This is a genomic window from Fischerella sp. JS2 (assembly GCF_032393985.1).
In the GTDB taxonomy this organism is placed as follows: domain Bacteria; phylum Cyanobacteriota; class Cyanobacteriia; order Cyanobacteriales; family Nostocaceae; genus Fischerella.
On sequence record NZ_CP135918.1, the window covers coordinates 291,141 to 306,931 of the forward strand.

The window sequence follows — 15,791 nt, forward strand, 5'->3', positions numbered from 1 at the left end:
GTACATCTGTGTTCGCTATTCATTGATTTTTTTGTGGCTGCAAGTTATCTTGATCGTCCAATCTTTTTTGGGAAGACGAACACCGATACACACCGATCTAGACGCCCCTAAGGGCAGCTTCCCGAAGGGTACACGAATGGTTATTGAGTGGTGTTATTTGAGTTCTCAATGATTTAAAATCTTGTTTCGTACTGAATTTCTGCTCGACTTTCATCAGTTAAATTGGTGGAACCTCTGATAACTAGTTGATCGCTGAGTTCATAAAGCAAGTTGTAACGGAAGGATTCGTTGCCATAAAAAACCCGTGATACTGAAAAAGAAATATCGTTAGAAATACCAATTGCTGCCTCCGCTGCTAAACTCAGTACTGAACTTTCTCCACTGGCTGTAGGTTCAATAGTCGGAAAAATTTGGAATTCTCTTAAACCAATTGTCTCAGCCAGTTGACTAATTCTGCCTTGAAAGTCAGAAAATATCTGAGAGTTAGTTAGAGTAGCAATGCCGATACTGGTTGCATCAGGCTGACCAAAGACGTTGATAAAAGAACCTCCCAATAAGGCAACAATTTCTGCTTCTGTACGAGTAGGTTCACTAGTTAATTCCAAATTCTCAGATAATTTACTGGCAGGCCCTTGCACACTAGCTTGAATGCGAACAGTGTTGAAAGTACCCAAGGCATTGGCAGAAGAATCGTTAATCTCGGTCGATGTAGGTGTGGTCGGTAAACGACTCCTGTTATATTGTGGAACCAATGTGACTAGTCGCACATCTAAAATCGGGTCAAGTCCCAGCCTGGGAGTGAATGTGGCGGTTTGTTCGTACCCACGCGCTAGGGTAAATCGAGTCACAAATAAATTGACTTGACCTTGTTTGAGATTTATTACTCCTTGCGGACGAGGATTAGCTAAAGTACCGTTGAGGGTAATATCTCCTTCTGTGACAAAGCTGAAAAGTGGTTCTTGAGTAACGCGCACATCATCATCTAGAATCACCCGAAAATCTGCAAATTCTATAGGTAGATTAATGGGTGTTGGACTGGGAGAAGGTGAAGAATTGGCTGTGTTTTGTGTCTGCTTCGGAGGAGTATTTGTAGTTGTAGTCGCAGGTTTTTGTAGAAATATCTCGCTATTTGTTACAGAATTATTTACAGGTGTTGTACCTGTGCTTGGAGAAGCTTTACCATTTTGGTTTAAAGATATCTCACCGTCTTGGAGTCGCACATTTCCACTCAGTTGGGGAGATCGCGCTGTGCCTCTAATTACTACATTCCCACTCACTCCTCCTGCATATAATTGTGGTAAATTCAGCCTGAGGTTATCTAACACAACAGTGAGAGGATTAGTCGCGGCTTGCTGGAGGGCATTCTGAGTGGCAAAAATTGGTAGAATACCCGATGCTATTAATTGTCCCCGACTATATCTTCCTTGTAGACCTTCAACGTTGAAGCGATCGCCTGCAAATCGAATTGTTCCTGTAACATCTGTCAACGGTTGGGAGAGGTTGGGAGATTTCAGTGTAGCGTTTCTAACTGTGGCGATACCAGTAGTATTGGGCTGGCTGAATGTACCATCAACTTGCAGATTGACGTTTCCCTCACCTCCAACCCAACTAACTTGGTTTGTCAACGCGTTTAATACTGCTAAGCCTTCATTTTTAACATTTGCATTCAAGCTGATTTGGTCGCTATCTGGTTTGACGGTGGCAAAAGGTAATTCTAATGGAACATTACCTGTAATTTCTACTGGTTCTGTACCTGTTCCCTTTACTGAAATAGTGCTACCAAAATTTAAGCGAGCATTGTTATAGTTTAAACTTACCTGTGCTGTCTGGATGGATTGGTTATTTATACTGCCATCTACCAACGCGATCTCCCCAATGGCAGTAGGATTATTTAAACTGCCTGCTAGAGTTACAAGAGCATTCAAATTACCCGTAACTTCTACAGGTAGGTTTGGCAAAAAAGCCTCGACTAGTTCCACAGGCAATGCTTGGACTCGGGCTTGTCCAGATAGTTGTTCCTGACTCAACTGTCCACTAAAAGCTAGGAGTGATCCATCTAAATTGACCCGTAGGGGTTGTAACCTCACAACACCATCTGCAAAACTGCCATTGGCAACAACTTCGTTAATTTTATAATCACCCCACACCCAGTTGGAACCTGTGAGGTTAAAGCTGGTATTCAACCCTGTTTGTAAAGTGCCTGTAACTTCAATTTGTCCATTTATTAGACCGCTTAATTCTGCTAGGGTTGGTATTCGCGCTTGTTGCTGTTGCTGCTGTTGTTGTGTTACCAAATTTGAAATTTTATTAAACAACTGCAATTGAGTTGCCAAAGATGCATTAGGTCGACCGACAGGGACGGTAGCAAGTGCTTCTGCACCAACAAAGTCTGGAGGTTCAAAACCAGTGGCAATGTCTGAAAAGTTATAGATATTGAGTGCAGATAATATGTTCTCTACTCTGGCTTGGTCGAAGCTAAGTTGAAAATTTAAGGGTTGATTACCTGTAGTCGGGAATTTACCACTGAGTTGGTAACGACCTTGACCTTGGCGCAATTCGCCTTCTGAGAGACTGGCGATCCCATTAGCAAAACCAATGCGTCCCCGAAATTCATCGGCGGTGAATCTGCCGATCTTGGGTTGAGTAATAGCCACATCACCTATAACGGAGGATTCGCTTAAATTAACGACAAAATTTCCAGATAAATCTCCTGCAACTGGCCCGATATTTCTCGTACCACCAGGAATTAAACTTTGCGCTACAGATAAGGGAAAGTCTCGCAGGTTGACTAGGAGATTGTCTCCTTGAGTTCTACCAGTGGCGACAGTGCCATCACGTCTAATTAAAAATGATATCGGGCGATTGTCAGGGCTAAGGTTTAAGGCAATTTGGTCTTGTTGACCTCGCAGTTGCAGTTGGCTTCCTTGTTCTGGTTGGTAACTAACCTGACCAGTTAACACTGGATCAAATGCTAAATCATTAACCTTAAAGTTCTCTAATTGGATATTACCAGAGGCAACGGGAGTGCTAGGAGTGCCTGTGACTGTGCCATCGAAATCAAGTGTACCTGCGATCGCTAAATTACCAGGCAAATCAAAGGGCAGGTTTTGCAAGTTGTAATTCTGTGCCAATAGATCCAAATTGAAGTTTTGCACTTGTGGCGTGGTTGTGTCTGCAAAGGAAATCGCCACCGTACCCGCAGCCTTTAAACCTGGTGTAGTTGCCTGTACAATTCGTAACTGCTCACCGTTCCATTGGAATTGGGCTGTTAGTGGTTGTTGGAGTTGGGCTAAACCTTGAGAAAGGCGCACTTGTCCAGCTGCTTGAATGGCGGATGGTTGAAACGATGCTACAGTTCCCGTTAAGCCGACGCGGCCACTGAGACGACCACGTAAATTTTCGGATAAAGTATTAAGTTGAATTTGGGAAGCATTCGCAACTGCTTGCCAGCGACCATTATTGAGGCGAATATTATTCAGGTTTAATGTGCCTGATGCTACATTTACACTTGCCTGGCCTACGGCCTGAATATCTGCTAGTTGGAAGGAATCAGTCTTTCCCGACAGGCGCAAGTTAGCATTGGTGACTTGTCCTTGTATATTTTCAGCAATCCGACTCAGTGGAATTCGGGAAGCATTTGCTACTGCCTGCCAACGACCGTTATTAAGCTGAATATCCCTAAGATTTACGCTACTTTCTGCTAAATTGAGTCTAGCCTGCCCAGTAGCTTGAATATCTGCTAGTTGGAAGGAATCAGTAGTGCCAGCTAAATTAAATTTACCATTGACAGTTCCTTGTTGATACTGCGGTGGCACTTGGGGAAAACTACTCAACTCAATGCCATTCGCATCTACCACACCTTGCCAACGATTATCTACCAGTTTTCCTGTTGCTGTAATTGTACCCCCCGCCACTTTGGCAACAGCATCCTGTAACCGCACAACTCCAGAATTATCAATGGCTACTTCCAGTTGTGCAGGGTAGGTAGCAGCAGGTGCTTGCACTTCTACTACTGTTTGCAAGTTACCTAAAGTACCAGAAACTTGCGTGTTTGCCGATATATTGCCAATTTGGATTTGGGGTGATGCTTCGTAGGTTTTAGCGATCGCATCTCCTGGTAAATTCTGCCCCTGCAAGTTAAAAGCAACTCTATTTTGATTGCCTAAACCGACTCGACCACTACCAGTAATTTTGCCTCCGACCTTAGGAGTAGCTTGGATGTTAGCAAAAACTAGTTCATTGGGAGTCAGCCGCAAACCAGTGCTAATTTGATTAAAAATGAGGCGATCAATTTGAGCAGCTTGGACAGTACTAACAGTTCCTGTAGCGATGGGTTTTTGTAGCGCCCCCTGCACTTTGATATTGGCTTGCACCGTTCCGGCTACAGGTACAGGTAACTTCACATTCAAAGAGTTTAAAACATTCTTGAGTTGAACTGGTTTTACCTGTGCTGTGAGATTATAACCAGTCTGGGTATTGATCGTTCCTTGTGCTTGCACTGGTACGCTACCGTAGAGCGTAGTCACGTTTTCCAGGGCAATTTGTTGATTTTGGAAGTTGAGTTGACCTGTGGTGTTAGAAATTTTTGTGGGAAGGTTAGCAACTTGTGCAGTAATTTGATTTAATCCCACGGTTCCAAAAAGAGCAATTTCTGGCTGCTTAGGTTGTAATTGAACTGTTAAGTCACCACTCACACGACCTGCTTGGATGTCTACTGGTGTCTCTACTAATCGAGAAAGATCAGATGCTAGCAATTGGGAGGCATTGATCTTGAGGTTAGTTTGTCCAATTCTGGGGCGTGTATTGCCAACAATTTGTAAATCACCACCGTTAGCGGGTTGACTATTGAGTTTAAAGGTAATTAGTTGATTTCGTTCCAGAAAACGAGCTGCACCATTGACCTGATTAAATCCTACAGTAGCTTTAGGTTTTTGTGTTTGGGAAGTTGGTTGTAGAGTGACATCTCCACTTTTAACCTCAATACCCTCCAATTCCGTTTGAATAAAACCTGTCTGTTCTTCTGCACTAGGCTTAATTGTTGTTGTTACCCAACGACCTTGTTGATCCTGTTCTATATAAATATCAGGCTGGACTAAAGTTACATTGAGCTTTAAAGTTCGATTTGTGATGAGTTGCCAAGGGTCAAATTGTACTTGGACAGCTTTAGTTTTAAGATTATCTGGGTCTGTGGGGGTTGCAGGCACTGATGATGGGCCAAATCGCAGGCTATTCCAAGAAAAATCCTCAACTTTGCCCACTTGCACAGGTCGTCCGAGTAATTGCTGAAGATTTGTTTGTACTAATGGTGCTAACTTATTGTTGATAAAAGTCCAAGCCCACCACGCACCTCCTGCAATTCCAACTAGCAAAATCACACCTATAGTCATACCAGTACGGCTTAACAGCAGGAACCAGAAGCGTCTATTGTCATGAGACTGAGGTTGATTATCTGGGTTAGGAGAGCCTGTCATTTTGGTTTAAAAAATACTGCTGGAGGTGACGCTAAAACATAGTTAGTACAAAAAGGCAGAAAGCACAAGGGGCATAGGGCAAAGGTATGTAGATTCTCAACTCCCTTTTTTATGGTGTTTTGATTTACGAGTTATATTTGCTTTTTTGCAATAGGGATAACTTTTTATCGCTATCTAAAACATCTACCAAAAGCAAGGGAAGTCAAAAATAGGGTCAAACAAATTTGGATTTTGGATTGATGAGGCACGGGTGGGGAAGAAGCGTTGCCGCCACATCGAGTGCCGTCCCCACTTATGCCGTCTGAAGGTTTTTACCCTGCAAGGAGTTATTGCATATGAAGGAGATACTCTCAGTTTTCGTGAGTGAATATCCTTTTACCTTCACCCTTTTCGCAATTTAGTATTGATTATTTTTTAATTTTTGTTATATTTATTTACATAAGTTTACAAAATAATATGCAATTATGCAAAAGTGTTGAAATCATGGATGCTAATGACATTCTCAAACGCTATGCTGCGGGCAACAGACATTTTTTGCAAGTGAGCTTGCAACGAGTTAACTTGAATGATATTTGTTTAATTGGAATTAACTTTGGTCAGAGTAATTTGAGTGGGGCTAATCTATCAGGAGCTTGTTTGCGTGGAGCAAATTTAAATGAAGCAAAATTGGTAGAAGCAACTCTATGGAGGACTGATTTAAGGGATTGTCTATTGATTTGGGCTGATTTGAGCAAAGGTTGCCTAATTCGAGCAATGCTCACAAAAGCCGATTTGCACAACGCCATGTTAACTAGAGCAGACCTGCGGCTAGCTGATTTACGCTATGCTGACCTAAGTAATACAAATCTAGAAGGTGCGGATCTACGCTATGCCGACCTAACTGGTGCTAATTTGGCAGGCGCAAATCTGAGCAAGACAAATTTAACTGGTGCTAATTTGAGTAAAGTAGACTTGTATAATGCGAATATGTCTAAAGCTGTTTTATCAAGAACAGATTTGCGTGATGCGGATATAAGTTGTACAAATATGGATGATATTGATCTATGTGATGTGAATTTGAGTGGCGCTTGTTTGCCTGAATCATTATTTTCCTATGCTTTAGAATTAACAAATTAAAAATAGGAAAATTTCAAATTTTTGATAGAAGCAATGCTGGTCACAAGCTAATACAGGTGTAAAAGAACGGGAATTTGCAATGGTAAAGAAAATAGAGTTTTGGTGTCAATATTGTGGGTACGGGCTTATACAATTTTGTATGCAGTCTTGTGAGTGTGATTAAAAATTAAGTTGAATCAAAACCCATGTCAGGTAAGTGCCTATAGGACCCCAAAGAGCGTAAGGTAAAAATAGCCAGGAAGCAGTCTGAGAAATTGGCTTTACTAGCAAAGCCAAAATATAAACGAGAACTGTTGCTAAGCCGCCTACAATCATTCCACCAATCAAGCTGCGAAATTCTACTACGATAGGACTGTAAGCTGAAGTCAGAATGGCGATCGCTGCATACATCCCCATCAATAACCAAGGACGAAACCTTTTGGAGCTTCTCTCCCATACTAGAATTGCAGAGATTGTGGTGCAAATCCAAATAAATATCCAAATAAATGGAATTAAAAACTCAAAAGTTAGCCATTCAGGACGTCGCAAACTCTGAAACCAGGGATCGCGTAAAGATGTAAATAAGCTACCGCCAAAAAATAACGCTGCTGAGACCACAGTAATCATCCATCGAGCTTTCATAATATCAGAACCCATAGAAATACGATTTTACTAGCAGTGTAGATTTTTGAAGAAAATTATTGCACATACCCTTGTACAAACAATTTGTAACTCTTTCACTCGCTACATTCGACCAGATATCACCTGAGTTGGTGAACCAATTACATGAGGATACTTGCTTCTATCTTTTCTTAGAATCAGGACTAGAAAACTATGTTGTCAGTTTTAGTGCTGATTATAGGTGAACAAAAGCAAGATTAAAGATGATGAAGGGAATTTTATATTCATTAGCAATCATACTTATTTTTGGTACATCCATTGCTTGTAAACAAGTATCTAGTAATTAAGTAAATAACAACCAACCTACTACTTCCGTTACTTCCCAATCTATACCTAGCACTATTACAGACACAGTGATCAGTAACTGATAACTGATCACTGATAAACTGTTAAACCAGACGATATTGTGGCAAAACTCAGTGCTTTGTCGAACTATAATTTATGAGTCTGATGATTAACCATCACATGCTTCATCTTCACTGAATATTGACTATCGACTAACATGCACGTTCTTTCAATTCCCACCTGGATTATTCACGTTTCTAGCGTTATCGAGTGGATTGCTGCCATTTGGCTAATTTGGCAATACGGTGAAGTGACTGGCAACCGTGCTTGGTGGACATTATCTTTGGCTATGTTACCAGCTTTAGTGAGTGCAATGTGTGCCTGCACCTGGCACTATTTTGAGAATGCAGCATCACTAGAATGGTTGGTCACGCTTCAAGCTACCATGACTTTAGTTGGTAATATTACGCTTTGGGCAGCTGCGGCGTGGATTTGGCGCAATGCTAAATCTACAACTATAGCTACTCAAGTCACTTCTACAGAAGGTATTAAATCGAAGCAATGATTTCAAAAGAAACCCTGTTTATCCTCTCACTGTTTCCCTACTTGGGTTTCTTGTGGTTTATTAGTAGAGTCAAGCAGATGCCACGCTTGGCATTATACGGGTTTTACTGCACCCTGGTGTTTGTCGGTGTCACTATCCCAGCTGGGATTTATGCTCAACTGCACTATAATCAATCTTTGGCAAATGTTGATTGGTTGCATGGAAGTGCAGAATTTTTTTTGACGCTTGCTAATATCTTGATTGTGCTGGGTTTTCGGCAAGCAGTGATTAAAGAGACTAGGGAGTAGGAGATGGGGAGGTGGGGAGGTGTGGGGAGTGTGTAGACGCGTAGCGGCTTAAGGTAAGGGTGGAGTGGGGGGAGTGTGAGGAGTAGAGGAATTACTACTAACTACTAACCACTAACTACTTTAAGGATAATTATGGAAGTTATTCCAGCGATAGATTTACTAGAAGGTCGTTGTGTGCGACTTTATCAGGGAGACTACGATCGCTCACAAGTTTTTAGCGAAAATCCGGTGGATGTTGCTAAACAATGGGTTGAGGAGGGTGCAACAAGACTTCATTTAGTTGATTTGGATGGAGCGAAAGCTGGTAAATTAGTAAACTTAAAGGCAATAGAAGCGATCGCTCAAGCAGTGTCTGTACCGATTGAAGTGGGTGGAGGTTTGCGGACACGAGACAGCGTACAGCAGCTGTTTAATTTAGGCGTACAATGGGCTATTGTGGGAACTGTGGCTGTAGAACAACCGCAGTTAGTGCAACAACTTTGTCAAGAATTTCCCCAACAGATTATCATCGGCATTGATGCTCGTAATGGCAAAGTAGCGACTCGTGGTTGGTTGGAAACTTCAGAAGTACTTGCCACACAACTGGCTGTGCAAATGCAAGAATTAGGAGCAGCAGCAGTAATTTACACAGATATCCATCGAGACGGTACTCTTGCAGGGCCAAACTTAGATGCTTTACGCGAACTAGCTGCTGCAATCAATATTCCTGTAATTGCTTCTGGTGGAGTTAGTTCGCTCACGGATCTCCTTAGTTTGTTAGCATTAGAACCTCAAGGTGTCACAGGTGTTATTATTGGGCGTGCCTTATACACAGGTGATATCTCTGTCTCAGAAGCAGTTCGGGCTATTGGTCCGGGGCGTATTCAAGATATACCGCCAGATTTAGGTTTTTCAGCTTTTGCTTAGCATATTATGTCGCACAAAGAGTAAAGACTTTTCTTGAGCTTAATATTTTTTAACTGACTATCAAGTCAGTTATTTTTTTATTTTCCGGATTCCGAATTTACTACGGTGTAGTTCAAGTTGTAGAGAGTTAAAAATGACTTAGTTACTATGACTCGCCCAAAACCTCCTGTCACAAATAAACCTAAAACTGAATCTGGTAGCAATAAGCTTCAAGCCCAAACCAACAACTCCAAACCCAAGACAGCTTGAGTATATGTATTAAATTCAATGCTGAAGTAAGTAAATTTATTTACTGATTATAATTAGCTTTTTCATGACAAATTTGAAGTTCTAATTTTGAGTTTTTAAATTTTCATAATGGGTTTCCTCTCTTTTAGAGGCGCTTTTTTGCGTCTCTATTTTCTTATTTATAGAACTTGATAATGATCATAAGTTATTAAATTTGGATTTGATTTTGAATACACCAATTTTTAATTCGATGCAATACACTTTTACCTCACAAGAATAGCCCCTCTCCGCGGGTTCGGAGAGGAGTACCCGATAGGGCGGGGTGAGGTTTATACAGTTCACGCAACAAATAATCGCTATATTTCTGGAAATGATAACAACAATTGTGTAATTAATATAGGAATTAAATGAAAGGGTAAAAATTATGGCTAGTAAGAAACCAAAGCTACCTCAACCACCAATTAAGGATAGACCCCTTAGAAGAGAACGTGGTTTAACTCCTAAAACTAATACTAATAATAAATAGAGAAAAGAATGAAATAGTATTTATCAAGTAAATATTTACTTGTTAGGGTGCATTATAGCGAAGCGCAACGCACCATTTATTACGGTGCGTTACGGCAAAAATATTTATGCTTGCTATCTTTATTTAACTAGTGCCGTAACACACCCTACTGAACTGGTCGCCAAAACTACTTATTCTTCACTTGACTTTTAGCTTGTTCTAAAGCTATTTCTTTGATCGCTTGATTAGAGTTTATATTTGCAGACCCTTCAATAGGTTTTACTGCCAAATCTTGAACTTGTTTTAAGGTAGATTCTAGCTGTTTAGAGAAGTTTTGAATACGTGTTTCTTGATTATTAATAGTCTGTTCTAAAGATTGCAATCTTTGCTCATAAAAATGCTTTTATCCTTCTACTTTTTTGGCAAATAAATCTGCTTTAACTTTAGCTTGATAATGGCCGATACCTCTACCTTCTTCTGTTGCTTTTTTGATTGCGGCTTCTTTTTCTTTGGGGAAAGCTTCGACTTTAGCTTTATACTCTTCAAATTGTTTTTCTTTTTCAGCGATCGCTTTCTCTGTTTCCAGTCAAAGACTAAAGCCAAGGAACGCAAGTTGAATATTTGAAATTTAGTACTGATGTACTAAATACATTCAAGCTCATCTGTTGTTGTCAAGTAAGAAGCGATCGCCACTACTGCATTGTATTAATACATATGCATCAGCTTCTTAATTGCCTGCTGTCATTTTTAAGTCACATTTATTTTTAACCCTAGAGATAGGGAAATTTAGTCACTACTCCCTCTTCATAAGGTTCACCACATTAACTATCACAATCTGGGGCAAGGCTAGAGGGTAAGCAGAAAAAGTTCTGATACTCACCTTTGTACCTTTTCCCTTTCTCTACCAAAATATGAAACGTGAAAATCATGCTTTATCAAAGCAGACAGGAACAACTGAAGTTGCAGCACCGAAGCCTTCACTGGCATTTGGCGATGCTGTAGCTTTAATAGTCGGTATTGTCATCGGGGCGGGCATTTTTGAAAGCCCTGCTTTGGTTGCGGCTAATGCAGGTAGTAATGTTGCTGTACTGCTGTTGTGGTTAACAGGAGGTGCGATATCTTTCATTGGGGCTTTATGTTACGCCGAGTTAGCGACGACTTATCCCCATGTGGGAGGTAATTACCATTATCTCAAGCGCGCCTTTGGGCAGAAAGTCGCCTTTTTATTTGCCTGGGCGCGGATGATAGTCATTCAAACAGGTTCAATTGCTCTGTTAGCATTTGTTTTTGGTGATTATATCTCCCAAATTTTGCCACTTGGAGCCTTTTCCTCTGCCATTTATGCAGCAAGTGCGATCGCTGTATTAACAGCATTAAACATTTTCGGTTTGCAGCAGGGTAAATGGACACAAAACTTACTAACGCTGGCAAAAGTCCTTGGCTTGCTGTTAGTGGTGATCATTGGACTTTCCTTTGCAACTCCTCCTGGGGTTAAAACCTCAGGCTATTCCTCTACTTCTGAAGGCACTTGGGGATTAGCAATGGTGTTTGTCTTACTATCCTATGGTGGATGGAACGAGGCAGCTTATATCTCAGCAGAAATCAAAAATAAACAGCGAAATATAGCCCGTTCACTACTTTGGAGTATTGGCATTATCACCAGCATTTACCTGTTGATTAATCTAGCTTACTTACGGGGATTGGGATTGGTGGAAATGGCCCAGTCACAAGCAGTCGCAGCTACTTTGATGCGTCAGGCTTTAGGTGAAGTGGGAGCATTATTTATCAGTTTGCTGGTTGCAGTTTCTGCTTTAGGGGCAATTAACGCCACTATCTTAACTGGGGCACGTACCAACTACGCCTTAGCACAGGACTTTTCACTGTTTCGATTTATGGGAAATTGGCAGTATCAAAAAAGTACTCCTGCTATGGCTTTTCTGTTGCAGAGTGCGATTTCCCTGGCTTTGGTGGGGCTAGGCAGTATCACCCGCAACGGCTTTGAAACAATGGTAGACTACACAGCCCCTGTATTTTGGTTTTTCTTCCTGCTTTCTGGCATATCGCTATTTATATTGCGAATGCGAGAACCCTATATCAGTCGCCCATTTCAAGTCCCACTTTATCCTTGGTTGCCTTTGCTATTTTGTCTTGTCTGTAGCTACTTACTCTACTCCAGCTTGGCTTATACCGGAGTGGGGGCGCTAGTTGGTGTGGTGGCGGTGATTTGTGCAATCCCGTTGCTGTACTTGGATCGCTACTTGTTTAGGAATAGGTGAAGCAGATTAGGAGGTGGGGAGAAATTCAAAATTTACGCATTAGGAAGAGGGTGTGAGGAGTGTGAGAGGTGTAGTTCAGTTATCAGTTATCAAATTCTATTACTCACTGTTAACTGTTAACTGTAGCCTGCGGCTTGCCGCCACGCGTCTACACTGATTCCTAACCACTACCCACTACTAATAACAATCAACAACCAACAACTAACAACCAACTCTATCAGTCAAAGGAGAAAAATCATGCAATTACAACGAATGCTAATTTTACTTGTGACTGGAATTAGTGCTGCAAGTTTAAGTGTGGCTGGTTGTACGAATCAGCAGGGTAATGTGCAAGCAGATGCACAAACACCAGCTATAAAAACTCAGTTCCAAGAGACTCCAAAAGCTGATGTACCCTATGTACCAACTTCACAAGAAGTAGTAAATGCAATGTTGCAACTGGCACAAGTTAATAAAAATGATGTGGTTTACGATCTTGGGAGTGGAGACGGACGTATTCCAATCACCGCAGCCCAAAAATATGGTGTTCGTCGTGCCGTAGGTGTAGAAATCAATCCCGAACTTGTGCAGGAAAGCAAAGCCAATGCCCAAAAAGCAGGAGTAAGCGATCGCGTTACATTCCAACAACAAGATTTATTTCAAACCCAGTTTGATGATGCAACGGTAGTAACACTATACTTGCTGCCTGATGTGAATTTGAGACTCCGACCCAAACTTTTACAAGAACTCAAACCAGGCACTCGTATTGTTTCCCATGCCTTTGATATGGGTGATTGGAAACCACAGAAGACGGTGCAGGTACAAAACTCAACTCTTTATCTATGGGTTGTTCCCGAGCAGGTTCCGAATAATTTGCTTCAATAAAAATAGGGAACAGGGATCGGGGATTAGGGATCGGGGAAAAAGCAAGAGGTATCTATCATGCTTGATTTTGGCATTTTACCGTAAATGGCTGATTTGATATTTTTCCAAAATCTAAAATCTAAAATCCAAAATTGGATGACTGTATAATGCCTCTCTCCAACTAGAAGTTGGGAGAGGTTTAATGTTGAGATTGAATATTTAGATCAAAAAATAGCGATCACAAATTCTATGAATTAATGCCAAAATTCCCAAAAATCAGCAATTATTCGGGATATTTGGTTTAAGTCTTTCTACAAAAAAATTACTATCAACCATTAATTACCAATTATCTTCTATGAAAATATTCTATATTTTTGTTGCTTAGATAGTTTATAATAAATGGCATATTGTCATATTAATTACCAAAAATCATAGTTTTACGATCAAACAAGCGCAAAAGTACGGTTGTTTGATAAATATATTGATACAGCCACAATTACAGAATTTCGTGAGCATCAATGCATACTAGTGAATCAACTAAGTATTCTCCAACGACTGACATCGGTCAAAGAAGTCGTATTTTAGTTGTCGAAGATGAAGAACTAATCCGAGAAATGATAGTTCTGGCTTTGGAGGAGGAGGGCTATGGAGTAGTAACAGCGGCAGATGGGCGCTCAGCCGTAGAACAGTTAAAAAGTTTTGAAGCCAACTCAGGGGAATCTACTTTTGATTTAGTCATCCTAGATTTGATGCTGCCTCACATTAATGGTTTAGATGTCTGCCGCTTGCTGCGCTATCAAGGCAACCCAGTACCTATTCTCATGCTCAGTGCAAAAGGTAGTGAAACTGATCGTGTTTTAGGTCTGGAAGTGGGAGCTGATGACTATTTAACCAAACCTTTTAGTATGAGGGAATTAGTTGCCAGGTGTCGTGCTTTGCTACGTCGCCAGCGTCTAAGCAGTTTACCACAACTACCAGCACTACAGTATAAAGAAATTACTCTATATCCACAAGAATGCCGCGTCTTAGTTCGTGGTCAGGAGGTAAGTCTCTCACCAAAGGAATTCCGCTTGTTAGAACTGTTTATGAGTTACGCCCGCAGAGTATGGTCACGGGAACAGTTACTAGATCAGGTTTGGGGACCAGATTTTGTCGGAGACAGTAAAACAGTTGATGTTCACATCCGTTGGTTACGGGAAAAATTAGAGCAAGATCCTAGCCGTCCTGAATATATTGTGACTGTACGTGGTTTTGGTTATAGATTTGGCTAAGTTGTTAGTATGATCTGTGCGAAAGCAACTAACAACTTGTGATGTTAGTATTTAGTTTTCTTTTCGGTCTGACAATTGGACTCGGGGTTTGGATTTGCCAAATGGTGCAACTGCGCCGCCTTATAGGAAAAATACCGCCCTCATTAAAATCACAACCTAGTGATATTGCACTACCGCTGATTCCACGCTTGCGGCACGAAATTGCCGAGTTGAAACAGCAGCAGTTATATTTGCAACAAATTATTAATAATTATCAAGCACTGTTAGAGTCAGCGCCTGTAGGATACTTGCAGGTAGATGAAGAAAATCAAATGCTGTGGTGTAATCAACAGGCGCGAGAGATGTTGTATGTGCAAAGGTGGCAACCGGGACAAATACGATTGTTATTAGAGTTAGTGCGATCTTATGAACTAGACCAGTTGATTGAACAAACTCGCGATCGCCAGCAATCTCAAGTCAAAGAATGGGTATTTCACCCCTCTTGTGAAAATGCAGCAGCAATGTTAGAACAGAAGCCTGTAGTATTACGAGCTACTAGCTTGCCATTATCCCAGGGAGAAGTTGGCGTATTCTTGGAAAATCGCCAAATACTACTAGAAATTAACCAAGCACGTGACCGCGCTTTCTCCGACCTAGCCCACGAACTGAGAACGCCATTAACCTCTATTCGTTTGGTAGTAGAAACTTTGCAAGACCGCATTGAAGCACCTTTAGATCGCTGGGTTAATCGCCTCATGCAGGAAGTTGACCGATTGATTTTTTTGGTGCAAAGCTGGTTGGAACTTACCCAACTGGAAACCGATCCCACCCTCAAACTCAACCGTCAATCTACAGAAGTGCGATCGCTAATAAGCAAAGTCTGGGAAAGTCTTGAACCCCTAGCAGCACGCTATCAAGTCCAGCTTATCTATAAAGGACCGGAAAATATTTTGATTAATGCAGATGCTTCCCGTCTTTACCAAGTTTTCCTGAATTTGTTGGACAATAGCATCAAGTACAGTCCCCCTGGCGGTACTATTACTGTTGAAACAAAAATTTTAAATGTAGAAAATAATAGTAGTGCTAAACCAACTACATCAGCCAATCTTGAAGTAAATATTGTTGACTCTGGAGTGGGTTTTGCTGAGGCAGATTTACCCCATGTTTTTGAACGATTTTATCGGGGAGATCAAGCACGAACTCGTGACAAAACAGTAGAAACTTTTTCTACAACAACATTAGTGGGTAGTGGTTTAGGTTTGGCGATCGTCCGTCAAATCATTCTAGCTCATAGCGGTTCCATCAAAGCCATGAATCACCCTATTACAGGTGGTGCATGGATACAGTTTGTACTACCTGAAGTCATGGCAAATTCTGAAAGCCAAGACTATATTTGAAG

General features: G+C 41.2%; 10 protein-coding genes and 1 pseudogene. 8 read left to right on the plus strand and 3 right to left on the minus strand.

Annotation, left to right across the window (positions count from 1 at the left end):
- Window positions 1-173: 173 nt before the first annotated feature.
- Window positions 174-5,471, minus strand: coding sequence for a translocation/assembly module TamB domain-containing protein (locus RS893_RS30445; protein WP_315789444.1), 5,298 nt, complete (start codon window positions 5,469-5,471; stop codon window positions 174-176).
- A gap of 483 nt (window positions 5,472-5,954) precedes the next feature.
- Here RS893_RS30445 and RS893_RS01260 point away from each other — a divergent pair, with 483 nt between their 5' ends.
- Complete coding sequence (locus RS893_RS01260; protein ID WP_315791829.1) at window positions 5,955-6,587, plus strand: pentapeptide repeat-containing protein; 633 nt, start codon at window positions 5,955-5,957, stop codon at window positions 6,585-6,587.
- A gap of 159 nt (window positions 6,588-6,746) precedes the next feature.
- On the opposite strand, the gene RS893_RS01265 is transcribed toward RS893_RS01260, so the two are convergent.
- The gene (locus RS893_RS01265) at window positions 6,747-7,208 is read right to left on the minus strand and encodes a TspO/MBR family protein (protein ID WP_315791830.1); all 462 of its coding nucleotides are present in this window, start codon (window positions 7,206-7,208) and stop codon (window positions 6,747-6,749) included.
- Window positions 7,209-7,749: 541 nt separating this feature from the next.
- Between RS893_RS01265 and RS893_RS01270 the strand changes: the two genes are divergently transcribed.
- From RS893_RS01270 to hisA, 3 genes are all read left to right on the plus strand, one after another.
- Window positions 7,750-8,097, plus strand: coding sequence for a DUF2499 domain-containing protein (locus tag RS893_RS01270; RefSeq protein ID WP_315789445.1), 348 nt, complete (start codon window positions 7,750-7,752; stop codon window positions 8,095-8,097).
- Window positions 8,094-8,384, plus strand: a complete 291-nt coding sequence (locus RS893_RS01275) for a DUF3593 domain-containing protein (protein ID WP_009454030.1) — start codon at window positions 8,094-8,096, stop codon at window positions 8,382-8,384. Before RS893_RS01270 ends, RS893_RS01275 begins: the two co-directional genes overlap by 4 nt.
- Before the next feature lie 132 nt (window positions 8,385-8,516).
- Entirely contained in the window at window positions 8,517-9,290 is a 774-nt protein-coding gene (gene hisA / locus RS893_RS01280; RefSeq protein WP_315789446.1) for a 1-(5-phosphoribosyl)-5-[(5-phosphoribosylamino)methylideneamino]imidazole-4-carboxamide isomerase, read from the plus strand.
- Between the two features lie 920 nt (window positions 9,291-10,210).
- Here the strand turns inward: hisA and RS893_RS01285 are convergent.
- A pseudogene (locus RS893_RS01285) lies at window positions 10,211-10,606 on the minus strand (hypothetical protein); the annotation flags it as partial.
- Window positions 10,607-10,934: 328 nt separating this feature from the next.
- Between RS893_RS01285 and RS893_RS01290 the strand changes: the two are divergent.
- The 4 genes from RS893_RS01290 (at window position 10,935) to RS893_RS01305 (ending at window position 15,789) form a co-directional block, all read left to right on the plus strand.
- Window positions 10,935-12,299, plus strand: coding sequence for an APC family permease (locus RS893_RS01290; RefSeq protein ID WP_315789447.1), 1,365 nt, complete (start codon window positions 10,935-10,937; stop codon window positions 12,297-12,299).
- A gap of 237 nt (window positions 12,300-12,536) precedes the next feature.
- A complete protein-coding gene (locus RS893_RS01295) occupies window positions 12,537-13,163 on the plus strand; it encodes a class I SAM-dependent methyltransferase (protein ID WP_315789448.1) in 627 nt (208 codons plus the stop codon).
- A gap of 497 nt (window positions 13,164-13,660) precedes the next feature.
- The gene (locus RS893_RS01300) at window positions 13,661-14,413 is read left to right on the plus strand and encodes a response regulator transcription factor (RefSeq protein ID WP_315789449.1); all 753 of its coding nucleotides are present in this window, start codon (window positions 13,661-13,663) and stop codon (window positions 14,411-14,413) included.
- Between the two features lie 41 nt (window positions 14,414-14,454).
- Window positions 14,455-15,789, plus strand: coding sequence for a sensor histidine kinase (locus RS893_RS01305; protein WP_315789451.1), 1,335 nt, complete (start codon window positions 14,455-14,457; stop codon window positions 15,787-15,789).
- Window positions 15,790-15,791 lie beyond the last annotated feature (2 nt).